23 protein-coding genes are annotated in these 23,631 nt (G+C 61.2%); 22 read left to right on the top strand and 1 reads right to left on the bottom strand.

What is annotated here, in order from left to right:
* Positions 1 to 8: 8 nt before the first annotated feature.
* The 14 genes from AC788_RS09775 to glmS all read left to right on the top strand — a co-directional run bounded on the left by AC788_RS09775 (position 9) and on the right by glmS (position 13,262).
* Positions 9 to 800 carry a ParA family protein gene (locus AC788_RS09775; RefSeq protein WP_049860453.1) on the top strand — a complete coding sequence of 264 codons (792 nt, stop codon included), beginning with the start codon at positions 9 to 11 and terminating at the stop codon, positions 798 to 800.
* A gap of 8 nt (positions 801 to 808) precedes the next feature.
* On the top strand, positions 809 to 1,681 hold the full coding sequence (locus AC788_RS09770) for a ParB/RepB/Spo0J family partition protein (protein ID WP_049860452.1): 873 nt from the start codon (positions 809 to 811) through the stop codon (positions 1,679 to 1,681).
* A gap of 148 nt (positions 1,682 to 1,829) precedes the next feature.
* Positions 1,830 to 2,237 carry a F0F1 ATP synthase subunit I gene (locus AC788_RS09765; protein WP_043192037.1) on the top strand — a complete coding sequence of 136 codons (408 nt, stop codon included), beginning with the start codon at positions 1,830 to 1,832 and terminating at the stop codon, positions 2,235 to 2,237.
* Between the two features lie 16 nt (positions 2,238 to 2,253).
* Positions 2,254 to 3,123 (top strand): F0F1 ATP synthase subunit A, encoded by an 870-nt coding sequence (atpB, locus tag AC788_RS09760; protein WP_049860451.1) that lies wholly within the window; start codon positions 2,254 to 2,256, stop codon positions 3,121 to 3,123.
* Between the two features lie 134 nt (positions 3,124 to 3,257).
* Positions 3,258 to 3,515, top strand: a complete 258-nt coding sequence (gene atpE, locus AC788_RS21320; RefSeq protein ID WP_002555987.1) for a F0F1 ATP synthase subunit C — start codon at positions 3,258 to 3,260, stop codon at positions 3,513 to 3,515.
* Between the two features lie 57 nt (positions 3,516 to 3,572).
* A complete protein-coding gene (locus AC788_RS09750; RefSeq protein WP_043192045.1) occupies positions 3,573 to 4,043 on the top strand; it encodes a F0F1 ATP synthase subunit B in 471 nt (156 codons plus the stop codon).
* 12 nt (positions 4,044 to 4,055) lie between these two features.
* The gene (locus AC788_RS09745) at positions 4,056 to 4,592 is read left to right on the top strand and encodes a F0F1 ATP synthase subunit delta (RefSeq protein WP_043192047.1); all 537 of its coding nucleotides are present in this window, start codon (positions 4,056 to 4,058) and stop codon (positions 4,590 to 4,592) included.
* A 21-nt stretch (positions 4,593 to 4,613) separates the two neighbouring features.
* On the top strand, positions 4,614 to 6,158 hold the full coding sequence (atpA, locus tag AC788_RS09740) for a F0F1 ATP synthase subunit alpha (protein WP_049860450.1): 1,545 nt from the start codon (positions 4,614 to 4,616) through the stop codon (positions 6,156 to 6,158).
* Positions 6,159 to 6,208: 50 nt separating this feature from the next.
* Positions 6,209 to 7,069: a F0F1 ATP synthase subunit gamma gene (gene atpG / locus AC788_RS09735; RefSeq protein WP_043192052.1), complete on the top strand. Its 861-nt coding sequence runs from the start codon at positions 6,209 to 6,211 to the stop codon at positions 7,067 to 7,069.
* A 27-nt stretch (positions 7,070 to 7,096) separates the two neighbouring features.
* Complete coding sequence (gene atpD / locus AC788_RS09730; RefSeq protein WP_049860449.1) at positions 7,097 to 8,473, top strand: F0F1 ATP synthase subunit beta; 1,377 nt, start codon at positions 7,097 to 7,099, stop codon at positions 8,471 to 8,473.
* A 42-nt stretch (positions 8,474 to 8,515) separates the two neighbouring features.
* Entirely contained in the window at positions 8,516 to 8,941 is a 426-nt protein-coding gene (locus AC788_RS09725; protein WP_043192055.1) for a F0F1 ATP synthase subunit epsilon, read from the top strand.
* A gap of 112 nt (positions 8,942 to 9,053) precedes the next feature.
* Positions 9,054 to 10,421: a bifunctional UDP-N-acetylglucosamine diphosphorylase/glucosamine-1-phosphate N-acetyltransferase GlmU gene (gene glmU, locus AC788_RS09720; protein WP_049860448.1), complete on the top strand. Its 1,368-nt coding sequence runs from the start codon at positions 9,054 to 9,056 to the stop codon at positions 10,419 to 10,421.
* 226 nt (positions 10,422 to 10,647) lie between these two features.
* Positions 10,648 to 11,415 (top strand): DeoR family transcriptional regulator, encoded by a 768-nt coding sequence (locus tag AC788_RS09715; protein ID WP_043192059.1) that lies wholly within the window; start codon positions 10,648 to 10,650, stop codon positions 11,413 to 11,415.
* A gap of 11 nt (positions 11,416 to 11,426) precedes the next feature.
* A complete protein-coding gene (gene glmS, locus AC788_RS09710) occupies positions 11,427 to 13,262 on the top strand; it encodes a glutamine--fructose-6-phosphate transaminase (isomerizing) (protein WP_049860447.1) in 1,836 nt (611 codons plus the stop codon).
* 201 nt (positions 13,263 to 13,463) lie between these two features.
* On the opposite strand, the gene AC788_RS09705 is transcribed toward glmS, so the two are convergent.
* The gene (locus AC788_RS09705; RefSeq protein WP_049860446.1) at positions 13,464 to 14,357 is read right to left on the bottom strand and encodes a LysR family transcriptional regulator; all 894 of its coding nucleotides are present in this window, start codon (positions 14,355 to 14,357) and stop codon (positions 13,464 to 13,466) included.
* A gap of 278 nt (positions 14,358 to 14,635) precedes the next feature.
* On the opposite strand from AC788_RS09705, the gene speB reads away from it, so the two are divergent.
* The 8 genes from speB to AC788_RS09665 all read left to right on the top strand — a co-directional run bounded on the left by speB (position 14,636) and on the right by AC788_RS09665 (position 23,605).
* Entirely contained in the window at positions 14,636 to 15,595 is a 960-nt protein-coding gene (gene speB, locus AC788_RS09700) for an agmatinase (RefSeq protein WP_049860445.1), read from the top strand.
* Positions 15,592 to 15,978 (top strand): nuclear transport factor 2 family protein, encoded by a 387-nt coding sequence (locus AC788_RS09695; protein WP_049860444.1) that lies wholly within the window; start codon positions 15,592 to 15,594, stop codon positions 15,976 to 15,978. The genes speB and AC788_RS09695 overlap by 4 nt, the downstream gene beginning before the upstream one ends.
* A gap of 119 nt (positions 15,979 to 16,097) precedes the next feature.
* Positions 16,098 to 17,600, top strand: coding sequence for a purine-cytosine permease family protein (locus tag AC788_RS09690; RefSeq protein WP_049860443.1), 1,503 nt, complete (start codon positions 16,098 to 16,100; stop codon positions 17,598 to 17,600).
* Between the two features lie 42 nt (positions 17,601 to 17,642).
* Positions 17,643 to 18,503: a sugar phosphate isomerase/epimerase family protein gene (locus AC788_RS09685; RefSeq protein ID WP_049860442.1), complete on the top strand. Its 861-nt coding sequence runs from the start codon at positions 17,643 to 17,645 to the stop codon at positions 18,501 to 18,503.
* Positions 18,500 to 19,537, top strand: a complete 1,038-nt coding sequence (locus AC788_RS09680) for an isopenicillin N synthase family dioxygenase (RefSeq protein WP_049860441.1) — start codon at positions 18,500 to 18,502, stop codon at positions 19,535 to 19,537. Before AC788_RS09685 ends, AC788_RS09680 begins: the two co-directional genes overlap by 4 nt.
* A gap of 32 nt (positions 19,538 to 19,569) precedes the next feature.
* Positions 19,570 to 20,367, top strand: a complete 798-nt coding sequence (locus AC788_RS09675) for an ABC transporter substrate-binding protein (RefSeq protein WP_049860440.1) — start codon at positions 19,570 to 19,572, stop codon at positions 20,365 to 20,367.
* A 110-nt stretch (positions 20,368 to 20,477) separates the two neighbouring features.
* The gene (locus AC788_RS09670) at positions 20,478 to 21,995 is read left to right on the top strand and encodes an amino acid ABC transporter permease/ATP-binding protein (RefSeq protein ID WP_049860439.1); all 1,518 of its coding nucleotides are present in this window, start codon (positions 20,478 to 20,480) and stop codon (positions 21,993 to 21,995) included.
* On the top strand, positions 21,992 to 23,605 hold the full coding sequence (locus tag AC788_RS09665; protein ID WP_049860438.1) for a 5-guanidino-2-oxopentanoate decarboxylase: 1,614 nt from the start codon (positions 21,992 to 21,994) through the stop codon (positions 23,603 to 23,605). Before AC788_RS09670 ends, AC788_RS09665 begins: the two co-directional genes overlap by 4 nt.
* Positions 23,606 to 23,631: the final 26 nt, after the last annotated feature.

Genomic DNA, 23,631 nt, shown 5'->3' with positions numbered 1-23,631 from the left:
GAGCACTAATGGCTAAGGTATTCGCGATAGCGAACCAGAAAGGTGGTGTGGGCAAGACCACCACCTGCATCAACCTCGCAGCATCGCTGGTCGCGACCAAGCGCCGCGTGCTGCTGATCGATCTCGATCCGCAGGGCAACGCCACCATGGGCAGCGGTGTGGACAAGCATGCGCTGGAAAATTCGATCTACGACGTGTTGATCGGCGAGTGCGACCTGGCTCAGGCCATGCATTTTTCCGAACACGGCGGATACCAGTTGCTGCCTGCCAACCGCGACCTGACCGCGGCCGAGGTGGTCCTGCTGGAAATGCAGATGAAGGAAAGCCGTCTGCGCAGCGCCCTGGCGCCGGTGCGTAACAACTACGATTACATCCTCATCGACTGCCCGCCGTCGCTGTCGATGCTGACCCTCAATGCGCTGGTGGCCTCCGATGGCGTGATCATCCCGATGCAGTGCGAATATTTCGCCCTGGAAGGATTGAGCGACCTTGTGGATAACATCAAGCGCATTGCCGAGTTGCTCAATCCGGACCTGAAGGTCGAGGGTCTGCTGCGCACCATGTACGACCCGCGCCTGAGCCTGATGAACGATGTCTCGGCACAGCTCAAGGAGCATTTCGGCGATCAGCTGTACGATACGGTGATCCCGCGCAACATTCGTCTGGCCGAAGCGCCCAGCTACGGGATGCCGGCGCTGTCGTACGATAAATCATCACGCGGCGCGCTGGCCTATCTGGCACTGGCCGGCGAGATGGTTCGTCGGCAACGTCGCCAATCTCGCACCGCTGCAGTCATTTAAGGATTCCAATGGCCGTCAAGAAACGTGGTCTCGGACGTGGACTGGATGCGCTGCTCAGCGGTCCGACCGTCAGCTCGCTCGAGGAGCAGGCTGTCACGGTCGACCAGAACGAGTTGCAGCACCTGCCGCTGGACGTCATTCAGCGGGGCAAGTATCAGCCGCGCCGGGACATGGACCCGCAGGCGCTCGAAGAGCTGGCGCACTCGATCAAGACCCAGGGCGTGATGCAACCGATCGTGGTACGGCCGGTGGCCAACGCACGCTTCGAGATCATCGCCGGCGAACGTCGCTGGCGTGCCGCGCAACAGGCTGGCCTGGAAACCATCCCGGCCATGGTCCGCGATGTGCCGGACGAAGCGGCGATCGCCATGGCGCTGATCGAGAACATCCAACGCGAAGACCTCAATCCGGTGGAAGAGGCCATTGCCCTGCAGCGTCTGCAGCACGAGTTCCAGCTGACGCAGCAGCAGGTCGCCGATGCGGTGGGCAAGTCGCGGGTCACCGTGGCCAACCTGTTGCGCCTGATCGCGCTGCCAGAAGTAATCAAGACCATGCTGTCCCATGGCGATCTGGAAATGGGCCATGCGCGCGCATTGCTCGGTCTGCCCGATGAGCAGCAGGTCGAAGGCGCGCGACACGTTGTCGCACGAGGCCTTACCGTTCGGCAGACCGAGGCCCTGGTTCGCCAGTGGTTGAGCGGCAAACCCGAGCCGGTCGAACCGGCCAAGGCCGACCCTGACATCACCCGGCTGGAGCAAAGACTGGCCGAACGCCTAGGCTCTGCGGTGCAGATCCGCCATGGGCAGAAAGGAAAAGGCCAGTTGGTCATCCGCTACAACTCTCTGGATGAGTTGCAAGGCGTGCTCGCACACATCCGCTGAAACAATTCCTTGTGTAGCGCGCAGTCGGAAATCACTACCCGGCAGTTGAATAGGGGAGGAACCGCCCCTATACTCTGCGCGCATTTTGTCGGCACAATTTATGCCAAGTTACGGCTTATGGCACGTCGACCATTGAGGAGTCGTCACGATGGAAACCCGCACGCCAAACCGCCTGCCGTTCCATCAGTGGGTCGTTTTCCCGATGTTGTTGGCGCAAGGTGTCGTCGTGTTGCTGGCAGCTCTGGTGCTGTGGCAATGGCTCGGGGCGGTCAGCGGTTATTCGGGTCTCTGCGGAGGCCTGATCGCCTGGTTGCCCAATCTGTATTTCGCCTGGAAGGCTTTCCGGTTCACCGGAGCCCGGGCCGCACAAGCCATCGTCCGGTCGTTCTACGCCGGCGAGGCAGGCAAGCTGATTTTGACGGCAGTGCTGTTCGCACTGACGTTCGCAGGAGTGAAACCACTGGCGCCGCTGGCTGTATTCGGCGTCTTCGGGCTGACCCAGCTGGTCAGCTGGTTCGCACCCCTGCTCATGAAAACAAGACTTTCGAGACCTTAGGGCGTTTGAGGCAACCATGGCAGAAACAACCGCTTCGGGCTATATCCAGCACCACTTGCAGAACTTGACCTTCGGTCAGCTACCAGAAGGCGGCTGGGGCTTTGCCCACACCGCTGCAGAAGCCAAGGAAATGGGTTTTTGGGCGTTCCACGTCGATACACTCGGCTGGTCGGTTGCCCTGGGCCTGATCTTCATCCTGATCTTCCGCATGGCAGCCAAGAAGGCGACGTCTGGCCAGCCGGGCGCTCTGCAGAACTTCGTCGAGGTTCTGGTCGAGTTCGTCGACGGCAGCGTGCGTGACAGCTTCCACGGCCGCAGCGCGGTGATCGCACCGTTGGCGCTGACGATCTTCGTCTGGGTGTTCCTGATGAACGCCATCGACCTGATTCCGGTCGACTGGATCCCGATGGCCGCGGCCTGGATCTCCGGCGATTCGCACATCCCGTTCCGCGCCGTGTCGACCACCGACCCGAACGCGACACTGGGCATGGCCCTGTCGGTATTCGCGCTGATCATCTTCTACAGCATCAAGGTCAAGGGCATCGGCGGCTTCATCGGCGAACTGACCCTGCACCCGTTTGGCAGCAAGAACATCTTCGTTCAGATCCTGCTGATTCCGGTGAACTTCCTGCTCGAATTCGTCACCCTGATCGCCAAGCCGATCTCGCTGGCCCTGCGACTGTTCGGCAACATGTATGCCGGCGAGCTGGTGTTCATCCTGATCGCCGTGATGTTCGGCAGCGGCCTGTTGTGGCTCAGCGGCCTGGGCGTCGTGCTGCAGTGGGCGTGGGCTGTGTTCCACATCCTGATCATCACGCTGCAGGCATTCATCTTCATGATGCTGACCATCGTCTACCTTTCGATGGCTCACGAAGAAAATCATTAAGGCCCGCCTGGCGAGCCTGATGCCCCTCGCGCCCTGGCGCGAGGGAGGTCCACACGGGCCGAAACACCGGTTTGTAACACCGCTTTAAAACCTAAAAACCAAGCAAAAGACGACGTAAAAAGTCGGGAGGAAAGATGGAAACTGTAGTTGGTCTAACCGCTATCGCTGTTGCTCTGCTGATCGGCCTGGGCGCACTGGGTACCGCTATCGGCTTCGGCCTGCTGGGCGGCAAGTTCCTGGAAGGCGCTGCTCGCCAGCCAGAAATGGTCCCAATGCTGCAAGTTAAAATGTTCATCGTCGCCGGTCTGCTCGACGCCGTGACCATGATCGGTGTTGGTATCGCTCTGTTCTTCACCTTCGCGAACCCCTTCGTTGGTCAACTCGCTGGCTGATCTCTCGAACCTTCGAGTGGATTGGTGTGATGGACAAAGAACGAGCGAGGTGTTGGCGTGAACATTAATGCAACCCTGATTGGCCAGACCGTTGCGTTCTTCATTTTTGTGCTGTTCTGCATGAAGTTCGTGTGGCCTCCGGTCATCGCGGCTTTGCACGAACGTCAGAAGAAGATCGCTGATGGTTTGGACGCTGCCAGCCGAGCAGCTCGCGACCTGGAGTTGGCCCAAGAGAAAGTGGGTCAGCAACTGCGCGAAGCGAAAGCTCAGGCAGCCGAAATCATTGAGCAGGCAAAGAAACGCGGCAACCAGATCGTCGAAGAGGCCGTTGAAAAGGCCCGTATCGACGCTGACCGCGTGAAAGTGCAGGCTCAAGCCGAGATCGAGCAGGAACTGAACGGCGTCAAAGACGCGCTGCGTGCCCAACTGGGCGTGCTGGCCGTAGGCGGTGCCGAGAAGATCCTGGGCGCCACAATCGATCAAAACGCGCACGCGGAGCTGGTTAACAAACTGGCTGCTGAAATCTAAGCGAGGGCGATCATGGCAGAACTGACCACGTTGGCCCGACCTTACGCTAAGGCGGCCTTCGAGCACGCTCAGGCCCACCAGCAGCTGGCCAATTGGTCAGCCATGCTCGGCCTGGCTGCAGCGGTGGCGCAAGACGCCACCATGCAGAGCCTGCTCAAGGCCCCGCGACTGACGAGCGCAGACAAGGCCGCCACGTTCATTGACGTGTGCGGCGACAAGTTCGATGCCAAGGCACAGAATTTCATCCACGTCGTTGCCGAAAACGACCGTCTCCTGCTTCTGCCGGAGATCGCCGAACTGTTCGACCTGTACAAGGCCGAGCAGGAAAAATCGGTCGATGTGGAAGTCACCAGTGCCTTCGCATTGAACCAAGAACAGCAAGACAAACTCGCCAAGGTTCTCAGTGCACGACTCGACCGGGAAGTGCGCCTGCAAGTTGCGGAGGATGCCAGCCTGATAGGTGGCGTCGTCATCCGCGCCGGCGACCTGGTTATCGATGGCTCGATTCGCGGCAAACTCGCGAAACTGGCCGAAGCATTGAAATCTTGAGTTTGAAGGGGCAGCAGAGCAATGCAGCAACTCAATCCTTCCGAAATAAGTGAAATCATCAAGGGTCGCATCGACAAGCTCGATGTGACCTCCCAAGCCCGTAACGAAGGCACCGTCGTCAGCGTTTCCGACGGTATCGTACGGATCCACGGTCTGGCCGACGTCATGTACGGCGAAATGATCGAGTTTCCTGGCGGCGTCTTCGGCATGGCACTCAACCTGGAGCAGGACTCCGTAGGTGCCGTGGTACTGGGCGCCTACACCAGCCTGGCCGAAGGCATGAGCGCCAAGTGCACCGGCCGCATCCTGGAAGTTCCGGTTGGCAAGGAGCTGCTGGGTCGCGTCGTCGACGCACTGGGCAACCCTGTCGATGGCAAGGGTCCGCTGGGCAACACCGAGACCGACGCGGTCGAAAAGGTTGCACCGGGCGTTATCTGGCGTAAGTCGGTAGACCAGCCTGTACAGACTGGCTACAAGGCTGTCGACGCCATGATCCCTGTCGGCCGTGGCCAGCGCGAGCTGATCATCGGCGACCGTCAGATCGGCAAGACCGCTCTGGCGATCGACGCGATCATCAACCAGAAGAACTCCGGTATCTTCTGCGTCTACGTTGCCATCGGTCAGAAACAATCGACCATCGCCAACGTGGTTCGCAAGCTGGAAGAAAACGGCGCCCTGGCCAACACCATCGTGGTGGCTGCCAGTGCTTCGGAATCTCCTGCGCTGCAATTCCTGGCACCTTATGCCGGTTGCACCATGGGCGAGTTCTTCCGTGACCGTGGCGAAGACGCACTGATCGTCTACGACGACCTGTCCAAGCAAGCAGTGGCCTACCGCCAGATTTCCCTGCTGCTGCGTCGTCCACCAGGCCGTGAAGCCTACCCAGGCGACGTGTTCTATCTCCACTCCCGCTTGCTGGAGCGTGCATCGCGCGTTTCCGAAGAATACGTCGAGAAGTTCACCAACGGTGCAGTGACTGGCAAGACCGGTTCCCTGACCGCGTTGCCGATCATCGAAACCCAGGCTGGCGACGTTTCCGCGTTCGTTCCGACCAACGTGATCTCGATCACCGACGGTCAGATCTTCCTGGAATCGGCCATGTTCAACTCGGGCATCCGCCCTGCAGTTAACGCCGGTGTTTCGGTATCCCGCGTAGGTGGTGCCGCTCAGACCAAGATCATCAAGAAGCTGTCCGGTGGTATCCGTACCGCCCTGGCTCAGTACCGTGAACTGGCGGCATTCGCCCAGTTCGCTTCTGACCTGGACGAAGCCACCCGCAAGCAGCTCGAGCACGGCCAGCGCGTGACCGAGCTGATGAAGCAGAAGCAGTACTCGCCGATGTCGATCGCCGACATGGCGCTGTCGCTGTATGCAGCCGAGCGTGGTTTCCTGACCGACGTCGAGATCGCTAAGGTTGGTAGCTTCGAGCAGGCCCTGATTGCTTACTTCAACCGCGATCACGCCGACCTGTTGGCGAAGATCAACGTGAAGGGTGACTTCAATGACGAAATCGACGCTGGCCTCAAGGCCGGTATCGAGAAGTTCAAGGCCACCCAAACCTGGTAAGCCGCAGCAGGGGCCGCAAGGCCCCTGCTTGCTAACCTGATAGGTGTTACATGGCAGGCGCAAAAGAGATTCGCAGTAAGATTGCGAGCATCAAAAGCACGCAAAAAATTACCAGCGCCATGGAAAAAGTGGCGGTCAGCAAAATGCGCAAGGCACAAATGCGCATGGCAGCCAGCCGCCCCTACGCGGAGCGTATCCGCCAGGTGATTGGACATCTGGCCAACGCCAACCCGGAATACCGCCACCCGTTCATGATCGAACGCGCCGTCAAGCGCGTCGGCTATATCGTGGTGAGCAGCGACCGTGGTCTGTGCGGCGGCTTGAACACCAACCTGTTCAAGGCCCTGGTCAAGGACATGGCGGCCAATCGCGAACGCGGCGTCGAAATCGACCTGTGCGTGATCGGCAGCAAGGGTGCAGCGTTCTTTCGCAACTTCGGCGGCAACGTCGTGGCAGCGATCAGCCATCTGGGCGAAGAGCCGTCGATCAATGATCTGATCGGCAGCGTCAAGGTGATGCTGGACGCGTACCTGGAAGGCCGTATCGATCGCCTGTCCGTGGTGTCCAACAAGTTCATCAATACCATGACGCAACAACCAACGGTGGAGCAGTTGATCCCGTTGGAGGCAACCCCGGATCAAGAACTCAAGCACCACTGGGATTACCTGTACGAACCCGACGCCAAAGAGCTGCTTGAAGGCCTGATGGTGCGTTACGTGGAGTCGCAGGTGTACCAGGCGGTGGTCGAGAACAACGCTGCTGAACAAGCGGCGCGGATGATCGCAATGAAGAATGCAACCGACAACGCCGGCGACCTGATCAGCGATTTGCAGCTGATCTACAACAAGGCGCGTCAGGCTGCGATCACCCAAGAGATCTCGGAAATCGTCGGCGGCGCTGCCGCGGTTTAACGGTTCAAATATTCAGAGGATCCAGCTATGAGTAGCGGACGTATCGTTCAAATCATCGGCGCCGTTATCGACGTGGAATTTCCACGCGACAGCGTACCGAGCATCTACAACGCGCTGAAGGTACAAGGCGCTGAAACCACTCTCGAAGTCCAGCAGCAGCTGGGCGACGGCGTGGTTCGTACCATCGCCATGGGTTCCACCGAAGGCCTGAAACGCGGCCTGAACGTGCTCGACAGCGGCGCAGCCATTTCCGTCCCTGTCGGCAAGGCCACTCTGGGCCGCATCATGGACGTTCTGGGCAACCCGATCGACGAAGCGGGCCCGATCGATACCGAAGAGCGCTGGGGCATTCACCGTCCAGCACCTTCCTTCGCGGAACAGGCAGGCGGCAACGACCTGCTGGAAACCGGCATCAAGGTTATCGACCTGGTCTGCCCGTTCGCCAAGGGCGGTAAAGTCGGTCTGTTCGGTGGTGCCGGTGTCGGCAAGACCGTGAACATGATGGAGCTGATCCGTAACATCGCCATCGAACACAGCGGTTATTCCGTGTTCGCCGGTGTGGGCGAGCGTACCCGTGAGGGTAACGACTTCTACCACGAGATGAAGGACTCCAACGTTCTGGACAAGGTAGCCCTTGTCTACGGCCAGATGAACGAGCCGCCGGGTAACCGTCTGCGCGTTGCTCTGACCGGTCTGACCATGGCCGAGAAATTCCGTGACGAAGGTAACGACGTTCTGCTGTTCGTCGACAACATCTATCGTTACACCCTGGCCGGTACCGAAGTATCCGCACTGCTGGGCCGTATGCCTTCGGCAGTAGGTTACCAGCCGACCCTGGCCGAAGAGATGGGCGTTCTGCAGGAACGCATCACTTCGACCAAGGAAGGTTCGATCACCTCGATCCAGGCGGTATACGTACCTGCGGACGACTTGACCGACCCGTCGCCGGCGACCACCTTCGCCCACTTGGACGCCACCGTCGTACTGTCCCGTGACATCGCTTCCCTGGGTATCTACCCAGCGGTCGATCCACTGGACTCGACTTCGCGCCAGCTGGACCCGAACGTGATCGGCCAGGAGCACTACGACACCGCTCGCGGCGTTCAGTACGTGCTGCAGCGCTACAAAGAGCTGAAGGACATCATTGCGATCCTGGGTATGGACGAGCTGTCGGAAACCGACAAGCAGTTGGTATCCCGCGCTCGTAAGATCCAGCGCTTCCTGTCGCAGCCGTTCTTCGTGGCTGAAGTCTTCACCGGTGCCTCGGGTAAATACGTTTCCCTGAAAGACACCATCGCAGGCTTCAAAGGCATCCTCAACGGCGACTACGACCACCTGCCGGAACAAGCGTTCTACATGGTCGGCGGCATCGAAGAAGCGATCGAGAAAGCCAAGAAACTGTAATCCTGGCGCCCGGCAACGGGCGCTAATCAGGTTGAGGCAAGTATGGCTATGACAGTCCATTGCGATATCGTCAGCGCGGAAGGAGAAATCTTTTCCGGCCTGGTCGAGATGGTGATTGCGCACGGTAACCTGGGTGATATCGGTATCGCTCCAGGCCACGCCCCGCTGATCACCGATCTCAAGCCGGGCCCGATCCGCCTGATCAAGCAGGGTGGCGAAGCCGAGGTGTTCTACATCTCTGGTGGTTTCCTCGAGGTTCAGCCGAACATGGTCAAGGTTCTTGCCGACACCGTGCAGCGCGCTGCCGACCTGGATGAAGCTTCCGCTCAGGAAGCCGTCAAGGCTGCCGAGAAGGCCCTGAACGAAAAAGGCGCAGACTTCGATTACGGATCTGCCGCCGCACGCCTGGCCGAGGCTGCAGCCCAGCTGCGCACCGTCCAGCAGATCCGCAAGAAATTCGGCGGCTGATGCGTCGATTCACTTGCGATTGAGTAAAAGGGTAGCCTCGGCTACCCTTTTTCTTTTTCAGCATTTCCTCCCCGGTCAGCCCGCTGGCCATTCTCCGGATTGGTAGCCGTCCATGTCTCTCGATATCGTCATTCTCGCCGCTGGCCAGGGCACGCGCATGCGCTCGGCCCTGCCCAAGGTATTGCACCCTGTCGCCGGCAATTCCATGCTCGGCCATGTTATCCACAGCGCGCGCCAACTCCAGCCGCAGGGCATTCATGTAGTGATCGGCCATGGCGCCGACGCGGTACGCGAACGCCTCGCTGCCGATGATCTGAATTTCGTGTTGCAGGACAAGCAGCTGGGTACGGGCCATGCGGTCGCACAGGCGGTTCCGGGCCTGAGCGCCGATAATGTGTTGATTCTCTACGGTGACGTACCGCTGATCGAGGTGGCGACCCTGCAGCGGCTGCTGCAGAAGGTCAGTGCTGATCAACTGGGTCTGCTCACCGTCAACCTGGCCGACCCCACGGGGTACGGGCGCATCGTGCGTGATGCCAATGGTCAGGTGCAGGCCATCGTTGAGCACAAGGACGCCAGCGATGCGCAGAAAGCCATCAACGAAGGCAACACCGGTATTCTTGCGGTCCCTGGAAAGCGCCTGGCCGACTGGCTGGCGCGCCTGTCCAACGACAACGCCCAGGGTGAGTATTACTTGACCGACGTGATCGCCATGGCGGTCAGCGACGGCTTGGTGGTTGCCACTGAAACTGCTCAGGATCCGATGGAAGTGCAGGGTGCAAACGACCGACATCAGCTCTCGGAACTGGAGCGCCATTACCAGCTGCGTGAAGGTCGTCGCCTGATGGCCCAAGGCGTGACCTTGCGCGACCCGGCACGCTTCGATGTGCGCGGAGACGTCACCGTGGGCCGCGATGTCCTGATCGACGTCAACGTGGTGCTCGAAGGCCGCGTGGTGATCGAGGACGATGTGGTTATCGGTCCCAACTGCTATATCAAGGACAGCACCCTGGGCCGCGGCGTGGTGGTCAAGGCCAACAGTCATCTGGACGGGGCGGTGTTGCACGAAGGCAGTGATGCCGGCCCGTTCGCGCGGCTGCGACCGGGTACGGTGCTGGAAGCTCGCGCCCATGTGGGTAACTTCGTCGAGCTGAAGAACGCGCGCATGGGCGAGGGCGCCAAGGCCGGTCACTTGACCTACCTGGGTGATGCGGACATCGGTGCCGGCAGCAACATCGGTGCGGGGACCATCACCTGCAACTACGACGGGGCGAACAAATGGAAAACCACCATTGGTGAGGACGTGTTCATTGGTTCGAACAATTCGCTGGTAGCACCTGTGGATATCTTAGCGGGGTCGACCACTGCTGCGGGTTCGACCATTACCCAAGAAGTGCCGGAAGGGCAGTTGGCAGTGGCGCGGACCCGGCAGCGCAATGTTGAAGGGTGGAAACGGCCGGTGAAGATCAAAAAGCCCTAGTTATCCACAGCATGGTGATTTTATCACTGGCCTCTTCGCGGGCAGAGGGCTTGGCCGCCCGCCCCGCTCCCACAGTGTCCTGTGTCCCAATTCGTGAGAGCGAGGCGGGCGGTGAGCCCTCCGCCCCACGAAGAGATTACACAAAAGCTTTGCTTCATCATTGACGGACCTTTCATTTTAGGTTTCTATTGCCTTCGTTATCTTTCGAAACGAAACTTAGGTCGTCATGTCGAAGCGCAATACGCCTCAACGCCGTCACAGCATCCTCGCCTTGCTCAACGAGCAGGGCGAAGTGAGTGTGGATAACTTGGCCAAGCATTTCGCCACGTCCGAAGTGACCATTCGCAAGGACCTTGCCGCCCTCGAGAGTCACGGGTTGCTCCTGCGTCGCTACGGCGGTGCGGTGACCATGCCTCAAGAGCTGATTGGCGAACCGGGCCCGCGCGTCTCGGCCATCAAGCAATCCATCGCCCGCGCAGCCGTTCTGCGTATCAAGGAACACGCGCGGATCATCATCGACAGTGGCAGCACCACGGCGGCGATGATTCCGGAGTTGGGCAAGCAGCCGGGTCTGGTCGTCATGACCAACTCGCTGCACGTGGCCAACGCTCTGGGTGCGCTGGAGCACGAGCCCGTACTGCTGATGACCGGTGGCACCTGGGATCCGCACTCCGAATCGTTCCAGGGCCAAGTGGCCGAACAGGTGTTGCGCTCCTATGACTTCGATCAACTCTTCATCGGTGCCGACGGCATCGATCTGGAGCGCGGCACGACGACCTTCAACGAGTTGCTGGGCCTGAGCAGGGTAATGGCCGAAGTCGCTCGCGAAGTGATCGTCATGGTCGAGTCCGACAAGGTCGGACGCAAGATTCCCAATCTGGAGCTGCCCTGGGGCCGCATCAGTACCCTCATCACCGATGATCGTCTGCCGCTCGAAGCACGCGATCAGATTCAGGCGCGCGGGATCGATCTCGTGCTCGCCGCTACCAGCTAGGAGAAGCGAACATGTGTGGAATCGTCGGCGCCATTGCGGAGCGCAACATCACAGCCATTCTGGTCGAGGGTCTCAAGCGCCTGGAATATCGCGGCTACGACAGCGCCGGTGTCGCGGTGCTGGGCGAAGATGGCAGCGTGCAGCGCCGACGTCGTGTGGGCAAGGTCGCCGAACTGCAAACGGCGCTGGCGGAGGAGCCTCTGCTCGGCAAGCTGGGGATTGCTCACACCCGCTGGGCCACCCACGGTGCGCCCACCGAACAGAACGCTCACCCGCACTTTTCCACAGACGAAGTGGCCGTGGTGCACAACGGCATCATCGAAAACCACGAAGTGTTGCGCACCCAGCTCAAGGAGCTGGGCTACGTGTTCACCTCGCAGACCGACACCGAAGTCATCGCCCACTTGCTGCACCACACCCTCAAGGCCCTGCCGGACCTGGCCGATGCGCTCAAGGCGACGGTCAAGCAACTGCACGGCGCCTACGGCCTGGCTGCCATCAGTGTGCACCAGCCCGATCGTCTGGTCGCCGCCCGCAGCGGCAGTCCGCTGGTGATCGGCCTGGGCATGGGCGAGAACTTCCTGGCCTCCGACCAGTTGGCCCTGCGCCAGGTGACTGACCGCTTCATGTACCTGGAGGAAGGTGACATTGCCGAGATCCGTCGTGAAAGCGTGCAGATCTGGGACGCCGCGGGCGCACCTGTGGAACGCGAAAGCGTGCAGTACCACGAAGGCGCAGAGGCCGCCGACAAGGGCGAATATCGCCACTTCATGATGAAGGAGATCCACGAGCAACCTACCGTGGTACAGCGCACCCTGGAAGGCCGTCTTGGGCAGAACCAAGTGCTGGTGCAGGCCTTCGGTCCACAGGCGGCCGAACTGTTCGCCAAGGTGCGCAACGTACAGATCGTCGCGTGCGGCACCAGCTATCACGCGGGTATGGTTGCGCGCTACTGGCTCGAAGGCCTGGCCGGCATCCCTTGCCAGGTCGAAGTGGCCAGCGAGTTCCGCTATCGCAAGGTCGTGGTGCAGCCCGACACCTTGTTCGTCTCCATCTCCCAGTCCGGCGAAACGGCTGACACCCTGGCCGCATTGCGCAACGGCAAGCAACTCGGGTTTCTCGGCAGCCTGGCCATCTGCAACGTCGGCATCAGCTCCCTGGTGCGCGAGTCCGACCTGACCCTGCTGACTCAGGCAGGCCCGGAGATCGGTGTGGCTTCGACCAAGGCGTTCACCACGCAGCTGGTCGCGCTGATGTTGCTGACGCTTTCCCTTGGCCAGGTACACGGATCATTGGAGGAGGGTGTCGAGGCGCAGCTGGTGGCCGAGCTCCGCCGCCTTCCCACCCGCCTGGGCGAAGCCCTGGCCATGGACACCACCATCGAGCGCATCGCCGAGCTGTTCGCCGAGAAGCACCACACGCTGTTCCTGGGCCGCGGCGCGCAGTTCCCGGTGGCAATGGAAGGTGCACTGAAGCTCAAGGAGATCTCCTACATCCACGCCGAAGCCTATCCTGCTGGCGAATTGAAGCACGGGCCGCTGGCGCTGGTGGACAAGGACATGCCGGTGGTCACCGTGGCGCCGAACAACGAGCTGCTGGAAAAACTCAAATCCAACCTGCAGGAAGTGCGCGCGCGCGGCGGCGAGCTGGTGGTATTCGCCGATGAGCAGGCGCAGCTGAGCAACGGCCCCGGCACACATGTGGTCGCCATGCCGCACATCATCGATGCGTTGGCGCCGATCCTCTACACCATTCCGTTGCAGCTGCTTTCGTACTACGTGGCGGTGCTGAAGGGGACGGATGTGGATCAGCCGCGTAATTTGGCGAAGTCGGTGACGGTGGAGTGAGGGGGGAGTAGGGTTGCAAGCTATGGTCGTTCGGATTGAAAACTGTTCAGAAAGCTAAAAAACTGTACCAACAGGGGGCCTCCAGGTCCCCTGCTTGCCAAACCTGATTGTGTGGCGGTCTACCTACAGGGCGCATTTCTGCGGCGCTGCATACTCGATTCGCGAGCTTTGCTCACTCCTGCGGATTTTGTATCACTTGAATCAGCCGGCTTCAAACCACCCCCTCAACCGATCTCGAAAGCTCTGTATCAACGGCTCCCTCGACCGTCCCCGCCGCAAAGCCAACGAAAACGGTGCCTGATACCCGAACGTCGTCGGCAACAACACCTTCAACCGCTTCTGATCCGCCCAGAATTGCGCATAGTGTTCCGGCAGATAGCCGATATACGCCCCCGACAGCACCAAGATCAGTTGCGCCTCCATCGACTCCACCGTCGCCGCGCTGTGCTTGAACCCGTGGCGGGCCAGTTCCGCCTGGCTCCAGTACCCGCGCCCGACCATCCGTTGTTGGGTGATCACCTCGGCTGGAATTCGCCGCTGCTCGAACAACTCATGCCGATCGCTGCAATACAGCCAGTGTTGTTCGCGGTACAGCGCTTGGTACATAAGCCCATTCATGCGCACGGAGAAGGCGCCGATGGCCAGGTCCAGTCGATTTTCCTGCAAGCCCAGTTGCAGTTGCGCGGGGCTGAGCACGGACAGGTGCAGGTGTACTGCGGGGTGTTCCTTGCTGTAGGCGCCGATGACGTCGGCCAGCGGCAGCGCCGGGTCGCTGACGGTGGAGTCGAGCACGCCGAGATTGAGAGTGCCGCGCAGTTCGCCTTTGAGGGCGGCGCTGTAGCGTTCGAAGCCTTCGAGTTCTGCGAGCAGGCGCAGGGTTTCTTGATGGAACAGTTCGCCTTTGCTGGTCAGGCTGAAGCCACCACGGCCGCGGTGGCAAAGCACCAGGCCGAGCTGGGTCTCGAGCTGGCTCATGTAAGTGCTGATGGCGGAAGTGGAGAGGTTGAGTTCCTGCTGCGCGGCGGCGAAGCCCTGGTGGCGTACTACGCAGGCGAAGATGCGCAGCAGTTTGAGGTCGGGCAGGGCAGAGGACATTGGGGTGGGCTCCGGGGTGGGGCAGCTCAGGTCTTGTAGGGTCGGGCTGTGGCGCGGGTTGATAGGTCAAGGCAGCGATTATGTGTTGGCATGATCGCGGACAGAGCCCTTTTCCACAGGTCCATTGCCGGATGGGATATCGCAGTGTTTCAGAGGGTCAGTGTATCCGCGGATAGTTTAGAAATCTCTGAACTGATTATTTGTGGGCAGCGATTCTTCTAGCTGCGGGGCGTCACCAGAATGGAGTCACTTCAATGACCACAAAGTGAGGCCACCCCGTGGACACGACTTTCCACCAGCCTTTGGGCGGGAACGAGATGCCTCGTTTCGGCGGCATCGCCACCATGCTGCGTTTGCCTCATATACAAGCCGCCGAAGAACTCGATCGGTTGGATGCAGCGTTTATCGGTATTCCGCTAGATATTGGCACTTCGCTGCGTTCCGGCACTCGTTTCGGGCCACGGCAGATTCGTGCCGAGTCGGTGATGATCCGTCCTTACAACATGGCCACCGGTGCCGCGCCGTTCGATTCGCTGAACGTGGCCGACATCGGCGATGTGCCGATCAATACCTTCAACCTGCTCGATGCGGTGCGCATCATCGAGCAGGAATACGACCGGATTCTGGGCCACGGTATCGTGCCGCTGACGCTGGGAGGCGATCACACGCTGACGCTGCCGATCCTGCGGGCCATTCACAAGAAGCATGGCAAGGTCGGACTGGTGCATATCGATGCGCATGCCGACGTCAACGATCACATGTTCGGCGAGAAGATTGCCCACGGCACCACGTTCCGCCGCGCGCAGGAAGAGGGTCTGCTGGACAGCGACCGTGTGGTGCAGATCGGCCTGCGGGCTCAGGGTTATACCGCCGAGGATTTCAACTGGAGCCGCAAGCAGGGTTTCCGTGTGGTGCAGGCCGAGGATTGCTGGCACAAGTCGCTGACGCCGTTGATGGCCGAAGTCCGCGAGAAGGTCGGTGGTGGGCCGGTGTACTTGTCGTTCGACATCGATGGCATCGACCCGGCCTGGGCACCGGGCACCGGGACACCGGAGGTCGGCGGGCTGACTACGATCCAGGCGCTGGAGATAATCCGAGGCTGCCAGGGGCTGGACTTGATCGGTTGCGATCTGGTCGAGGTGTCGCCGCCGTATGACACCACCGGCAACACCTCGCTGCTGGGCGCCAACCTGTTGTACGAAATGCTCTGTGTGCTGCCGGGCGTCGTCCGTCGATGAGCCGTGAAACCGAGGTTCTCGAGGCGGCTGCGGCGCTGGTCGCGGCCTTTGCCAGCAACGACACGGCACGTTATTTCGACTGTTTCAGTCCTGACGCCAGTTTTGTCTTTCATACCCTGGCCAAGCCGCTGAACTCGCGGGCCAAGTATGAAACGTTGTGGCAGCAATGGCAGATCGATGGTTTTGCGGTGCTGGGCTGTGAGTCGAGTAACGCCTGGGTCAACGTGCAGGGCGATACGGCCATTTTCGTGCATGACGTGGCGACGCATGTGCGCATCGGTACCCAAGAGCTGCGCTTGAAGGAGCGCGAGACGATCGTATTCCGCTGTGAGGGCGAGCGCTGGCTGGCCTGGCATGAGCATTTGTCGGAAGTGACGGGCTAACCGCCGCGACATTATAAAAAAATAGCAGCAACCCTCCGCCCGGGGTCAACGGGCGGCCATAAAGGGTCAGCGTGCCTGCGCTGGCCTTACAACAACCGTGACAGGTGCTGGAGCAACACATGAGCCATTCGACGCGTATCGAAACCTTTGGTGTCGAGCAGATACCCGACAACCAACGCGATGCTTCCCCTATCGATCTGTTTCGCTTGATCTTCGGCGGTGCCAATACGTTTGCCACGGCGGTGCTGGGCAGTTTCCCGGTGCTGTTCGGGCTGTCGTTCCAGGCCGGGGTCTGGGCGATTCTACTGGGCGTGGCGGTGGGGGCGTTGATTCTCGCGCCGATGAGCCTGTTCGGCGCCATTAACGGCACCAACAACGCGGTGTCGTCCGGGGCACACTTCGGCGTCCACGGGCGCATCATCGGTTCGTTTCTGTCACTGCTCACGGCGGTGGCGTTCTTTTCCCTCTCGGTCTGGAGCTCTGGCGACGCGTTGGTCGGTGGCGCGAGACGACTGGTTGGCTTGCCGGAAACCGACTTCAGCCTGGGCTTGGCCTACGGGCTGTTTGCGGTGCTGGTATTAGTCGTCTGCATCTTCGGTTTTCGCTTCATGCTGTGGGTCAACAAAATCGCGGTGTGGGCGTCGAGCCTGATGTTTCTGCTGGGCATTCTGGCGTTTGCCGGGCCGTTCGATGCGGGCTATGCCGGCAGCGTCAACCTGCAACAACCGGGCTTCTGGGCGGCGTTCATCGGCGCGGCGTTGCTGGCGATGAGCAACCCGGTGTCGTTCGGCGCCTTTCTCGGCGATTGGTCACGCTACATTCCGCGTGATACCGACAAGACCCGCATCATGCTCGCGGTGCTGGCCGCTCAGGCCGGTACGCTGATTCCCTTCCTGTTCGGCCTGTGCACTGCGACGCTGGTCGCGTCCCAGGCACCGCAATACATCGAGGCGAATAACTATGTCGGCGGCCTGCTGGCGATTTCGCCGAGCTGGTTCTTCCTGCCGGTGTGCCTGATTGCGGTGATCGGTGGCCTGTCGACCGGCACTACGGCGCTGTATGGCACGGGGCTGGACATGTCGAGCATGTTTCCGCGCCTGCTCAGCCGCGCTGGCGCCACGCTGTTGATCGGTGTGGCGGCGATTGCCTTTATCTTCATTGGCCGCTTCACCTTCAATCTGGTCCAGAGCGTGTCGACCTTCGCGGTGCTGATCATCACCTGCACCAGCCCGTGGATGGTGGTGATGATCCTTGGCCTGATCAGCCGTCGCGGTTTTTATCACGCTGATGACTTGCACGTGTTCACTCGTGGCCAGCGCGGCGGTCGCTACTGGTTCCACCATGGCTGGAACTGGCGCGGCCTGGGCGCGTGGATTCCGAGCGCGGCGGTGGGCCTGTGCTTCGTCAATCTGCCAGGGCAATTTGTCGGGCCGCTGGGCGAACTGGCCGGCGGTATCGACATCAGCTTGCCGATCACGCTGGGCCTTGCCGCGCTGCTGTACCTGACCTTGCTGCGCACGTTTCCAGAGCCGGCTTCGGTATACGGCCCGAAAGGCGCGCACCCGATGCTGGGCCGCAAGGCCATGAGCAACGTCACTCAATCGGCCACCGCCCATTTGTGATCCGTGCTGTGCCCAAGCGGGCACAGGCGGCGAGGTTCGCCCATGAAACTGGAAATCTTTCGTACGCTGTGGGGCTATCGCGGCACATGGCAACAGGCGCTGGTCGAGGCGCATGCCGCAGGCTTCGACGGCTTCGAGGCGCGCATCCCCGAGGACACGACCGAGCGGGCGGCGTTCGCGGCGTTCCTGCGTGACAATCGCGTGCCGTACATCGCCATTCTTTTTACTTCGACGCCGGTGCTGCCGTTGCAGGCGGCGACGCCGGCCGAGCACCTGACGGACTTTGCCCGCAAGTTGCAACTGGCCGTCGAACTGGAACCACGCTTCGTCAATGTACTGGCCGGCAACGACCGCTGGCCGCTAGCTCAGCAGGTCGACTTTTTCGCTGAGGCGCTGGAGATTGCAAAACGCAGCGGCCTGACCTGCAGCTTTGAAACCCACCGCGCGCGCTCGCTGTTCAATCCGTGGCTGACCCTGCAATTGATCGAGCAAGTGCCCGACCTGCGCTTTACCAGCGACATCAGCCATTGGGTGGTGACGTGCGAGCGACTGCTCGACGATCCCGCCGATGACCTCAGCGCCTTTGTCGAGCGCGTGCATCATATTCAGGCCCGGGTCGGCTATGACCAGGGCCCGCAAGTGCCGCATCCCGGCGCGCCGGAATACGCCGCTGCGCTGAGGTTTCATCAGCAGCACTGGCAAGCCATCTGGCGTTCGCAACAGGCCCGCGGCTACACCGGCACCACGCTGACGCCGGAGTTCGGACCCGATGGTTACCTGCATCATTTGCCGTTCACCGATGTGCCGGTGGCCGACCTGTGGAGCCTGAATGCGTGGATGGGCCGCACCGAGCGCGAACACTTCACTGCCTTTTCCAACCGTCCAGAGAGCCTGCTGCCATGAGTGATCGTTCTGCTTTCACCCGCATTCCCGTGGTCGATATCCACGGTCTGTTCAGCGAACGCCTGGAAGATCGCCAGGCAGTGGCCCAGGCGCTCGGCGAGGCGGCCCGCCATGTGGGCTTTCTGTACATCACCGGCCACGGCATTGCGCCGCAGCTGATCGATAACCTGCACCGCGCCGCCGAACAGTATTTCGCCCAGCCGCTGGACGCCAAGATGCAGCACTACATCGGCGCTTCCGAGAGCCACAAAGGCTTCGTTCCCGAGGGGGAGGAGGTGTACGGCACCGGCAAGCCAGACCATAAAGAGGCGTTCGATATCGGTTTTGAAGTACCGGCAGACAACCCGCTGGTGCTCAATGGCACACCGCTACTGGGGCCGAACAACTGGCCGACCCTGCCGGGTTTTCAAGCGGCGGTGCAGGCCTATTACAAAGCGGTGTTTGCCTTGGGGCATCAGCTGTTTCGCGGCTTTGCCCTGGCGCTGGGCCTGGATGAACATGCCTTCGACGACATGGCCTGCTTTCCGCCGTCCAAGCTGCGCCTGATCCATTATCCGTTCGACGGCGACGCACAGGACGCACCGGGCATCGGCGCGCACACCGACTACGAGTGCTTCACCATTCTCAAGGCCGACCAGCCGGGCCTTGAGGTAATGAACGAGCAGGGCGAGTGGATCGATGCGCCGCCGGTCGACGGCGCTTTCGTGGTGAATATCGGCGACATGCTCGAGGTGATGACCGCCGGCGCCTTTGTCGCCACGGCGCACCGGGTGCGCAAGGTCAAGCAGGAGCGTTATTCGTTTCCGCTGTTCTATGCCTGCGATTACCACACCCAGATCAAACCGCTGCCGCCCTTCGCGGCCGGCGAGCAGAGCTACGCGCCCATCGCCATTGGCGAGCACATGTGGGCCCAGGCTTTACAGACCTATCAGTACCTTCGCCAGCGTGTCGCCGACGGGCAGATTGCCTTGCCGCAGCACGCCAGAAAGCCTTCTAGCTTCGGGCACCTGAAAAACCAGAACGTGACTTCGTGATCTGCCTTTCCCCTCAATCTGGAATCATGACTATGCCAAACACCACGTTTTCGCGCCTTGCCACTTCTGTGCTCATAGGTGCCGCCCTGTTCGCCGGCAGCGTGCAGGCCGCGCCCACTGCCACGCCCGGTACGCTGAAGGTCGGCATGGAGATTTCTTACCCGCCGTTCGAGTCCTACGACGGCGACAAGGTGGTGGGCTTTGACCCTGAGGTGTCGACCGCGCTGGCCAAGCAACTGGGCGACCTGAAGGTCGAGTTCGTCGACACCCGCTTTCCGAACCTGATCCTGGGCCTGAACGCCAACCGCTTCGACACCATCATTTCCGGCATGTACATCACCGACGAGCGCACCAAGCAGGCCGACGCGATTCCGTACGCGCAAGTCGGCGCGGCGATCATGGTGCGCAGCGACAGCACCGCCAAACCGCAGCTGCCTGAAGACTTGTGCGGTCTGAAAGTCGGCTTGCAGCAGGGCACCAACTGGATCAACCAGCTCAAGGCTGTGTCGGCTGATTACTGCACCAAGCAGAACAAGGGCGAGATCGCCATCAGCGAATTCCCGACCACCGCAGAAGCTTCGCAGGCGTTGATGTCCGGCAATATCCAGGCGCATCTGGAAATCTCGGCGGCAGCGAAAATGATCGTCGACAAGGCCCGTGGCCGGATCGTGATCAGCTCGCAGAAATCCCTCTACCCGCAGACCCTCGGCATTTATGTGAAGAAGGGCAACACCGAGTTGCTGGAAAAGATGCGTGGCGTGGTTGAAACCTACAAGCGCAGCGGCGAGTACAGCGAACTGCTGAAGAAGTACAACCTGGATCCTGCCTGACACCCTCCCTGCGCAGGAGCGCGGCGGTCCGGCATTCCGGCAAGCGCGCTCCTGCAACGTTCGTGCTAACCCCGAGCTGATCGCCATCCATCCGCTATACCGAGGTCATCATGGCATTCGAATGGGCCTATTTTTTCTCACTGTTCTCCGTATCAGCCTTCTGGAAGGCCTGCCTGACGGTGGTGCAGCTCAGCACCTTGTCCTGGACTCTGGGTCTGGTGCTGGGCTTTATACTGGCCAGCGCCAAGCTGTCGACGCGTGCCTGGCTGCGTCTGCCGGTCAGCCTGTACATCTGGCTGTTTCGCAGCATCCCGCTGTTGGTGCTGCTGGTGTTCGTCTATAACCTGCCGCAGCTGTTTCCAGCCGCCGGCAGCGTGCTGTCGCAGCCGTTCTATTCGGGGCTGGTCGCTTTGGTACTGACTGAAACCGCGTACATGGCCGAGATTCACCGGGGCGGTCTGCTGTCGGTGCTCAAGGGCCAGCGCGAAGCGGCCAAGGCGCTGGGCATTCGCGGGCTGGGCGCGCAGCGGCTGGTGATCATCCCGCAGGCGATTCGTATCTCCTTGCCGACGTTGACCAACGAATACGTGACCATCGTCAAACTCACCTCGCTGGTCTCGGTGATCTCGCTCAGCGAGCTGCTGCTGGTCGGCCAGCGCCTGTACGCGCAAAATTTTCTGGTGCTGGAAACCCTGGCAGCGGTAGCCGTGTATTACGTGCTGATCGTTACCCTGTTCGGCTGGCTGTTGCAGTGGGCCGAGCGCCATCTGGACCTCTCACGCAAAAACGCACAAACCCTGGAGGCCGTGCAGACCGAAGCCTTGCGCCAACCAGCCGGCCTTGCGAAGCCGCGTTGCGAGCCGGTGGCGGGACAGCCCGACGCCTTGCAACTGCGCAACATTCACAAGCGCTATGGCAACCATGAAGTGCTCAAGGGCATCGACCTCGCTGTGCGGCCCGGTGAGGTGATTTCGATCATCGGCCCGTCCGGCTCCGGCAAGACTTCGTTGATCCGCACTATCAATAGCCTGGAGACCATTGATCAAGGCGAAATCGTGCTGTTCGGCCATGACTTCATCAAGGCCGGCACACGCACCGATTCTCCGGTGATCCGCCAAGGCATCCGGCGCATCGGCATGGTCTTCCAGAACTTCAATCTGTTCCCGCACCGGACCATTCTCGACAACGTCATCCTTGCCCCGCGTTACCACAGCCTGGCCAGTACGGCTGAGTTGCGCCGCAAGGGCCATGCCTTGCTGGACCGGGTCGGGCTGCTGGCGCATGCCGACAAGTATCCGCACCAGTTATCGGGCGGCCAGCAACAGCGCGTGGCGATTGCCCGCGCGCTGGCGATGGAGCCGGACATCATGCTGTTCGACGAACCGACCTCGGCGCTGGACCCGGAACTGGTGGGCGATGTGCTCAAGGTGATTGGTGACCTGGCGGCCGAAGGCATGACCATGCTGATCGTCACCCACGAGATGGATTTCGCCCTGTCGATTTCCGATCGCATCGTGTTCATGGAAAACGGCCACGTGGTCACCGACGCCTCGCCAGCGGCGATCCGCCACAAAGGCGATGCGCGGGTGCGGCGCTTTATCGGTCTGGAACAGGAGAGCGCAGCATGAGTACGTGTGCAAGCACTTGCGGAGAGTTTCTGGTCAAGCAACTGCATGCCTGGGGCGTCGACATGGTGTTCGGCATTCCCGGCGTGCACACCGTCGAGCTGTATCGCGGCCTGCCGCACAGCGGCATTCGCCATGTCACGCCGCGCCACGAACAGGGCGCGGGCTTCATGGCCGACGGCTATGCGCGTGTCAGTGGCAAGCCTGGGGTATGTTTCATCATCACCGGCCCCGGCATGACCAATATCCTCACCGCGATGGGCCAGGCGTATGCCGACTCGATTCCGATGCTGGTGATTTCCAGCGTCAACGAGCGTCATCGCCTGGGCCTGGGCAACGGCTATCTGCACGAGTTGCCCAACCAGCGGACGATGGTCGCCGGCGTCAGCGCATTCAGCCACACGCTGATGAGCGTCGACGAACTGCCTGCTGTGCTGGCGCGGGCCTTTGCGGTGTTCGACAGCCAGCGCCCACGTCCGGTGCACATCGAGCTGCCGCTGGACATCATCACCGCCAGCGCCGATCACCTGACGCTGTTGCCGCGCCAGGTCATCGCCCGACCGGCGCCGGACCTTGAGGCGATCAGCAAGGCGGCTGCGCGGTTGCGCGCAGCCCAGCGGCCGCTGCTGTTACTCGGTGGAGGCTGCGTGGCCGCGATGGACGAAGTCCGCGAGCTGGTCACCCGGCTGGATACACCGACGGCCCTGACCATCAATGCCAAAGGTTTGTTGCCGGGCGGGCACCCGTTGTTGCTGGGCAGCAACCAGTCGCTAGTACCGGTACGGCAACTAGCGCTGGACGCCGATGTGGTGCTGGCGATCGGCACCGAGCTGGGCGAGACCGATTACGATGTGGTGTTCGATGGCAACTTCAGGATTGGCGGCGAACTGATCCGCATCGATATCGATGCCGAACAGTTGACCCGCAACCATACGCCGCATCTCGCGATCCTCAGTGATGCGACGGCAGCGATACGCGCTTTGCTCGCCGAGCTGCCGGCGCGGGCGGCCAGTGCCGATAGCCTTGGCGTGCAGCGTACGGCGGCGGTGCAGCGGCAACTGGCCGAGGATTTCAGCGGCTTGGCGCACTACCGCAAACTGTTCGACTGCGTGCTTGAAGTACTGCCCGAGGCGCGCTTTGTCGGCGACTCGACGCAGACGGTGTACAGCGGCAATCACCTGGTCGAGCTCAGCAGCCCACGCCGCTGGTTCAACGCCTCCACCGGCTACGGCACTCTTGGCTACGGCCTGCCGGCGGCCATCGGCGCCAAGTTGGCCGAGCCTGCGCGGGTGGTGATCAGCCTGATGGGCGACGGCGGCATTCAGTTCACCCTGCCGGAACTGGCCAGCGCCGTGGAAGCGCAGGTTGGCATCATCGTGCTGCTCTGGAATAACCAGGGCTACGGCGAGATCAAAAGCTACATGCAACGCCGCGACATCACGCCGCTGGGCGTCGACATCTACACCCCGGACTTTCTCGCGATAGCCCGCGGGTTTGGCTGCGTGGCCGAGCGCGCCCGCGATTACCAACACCTGCAAACCCTGCTGCGCGAAGCCCCGGATGATCGCCCGCTGATCATCGAAATCAACCAGGCTCCACCGTTTGCTCCCTGAACCCGCTATAAAATCCCCGATGGAGC

The sequence above is a fragment of the Pseudomonas sp. RIT-PI-a genome, assembly GCF_001187875.1.
Taxonomy (GTDB): Bacteria; Pseudomonadota; Gammaproteobacteria; order Pseudomonadales; family Pseudomonadaceae; genus Aquipseudomonas; species Aquipseudomonas coleopterorum.
This window is presented reverse-complemented; position numbering and strand designations above follow the sequence as displayed.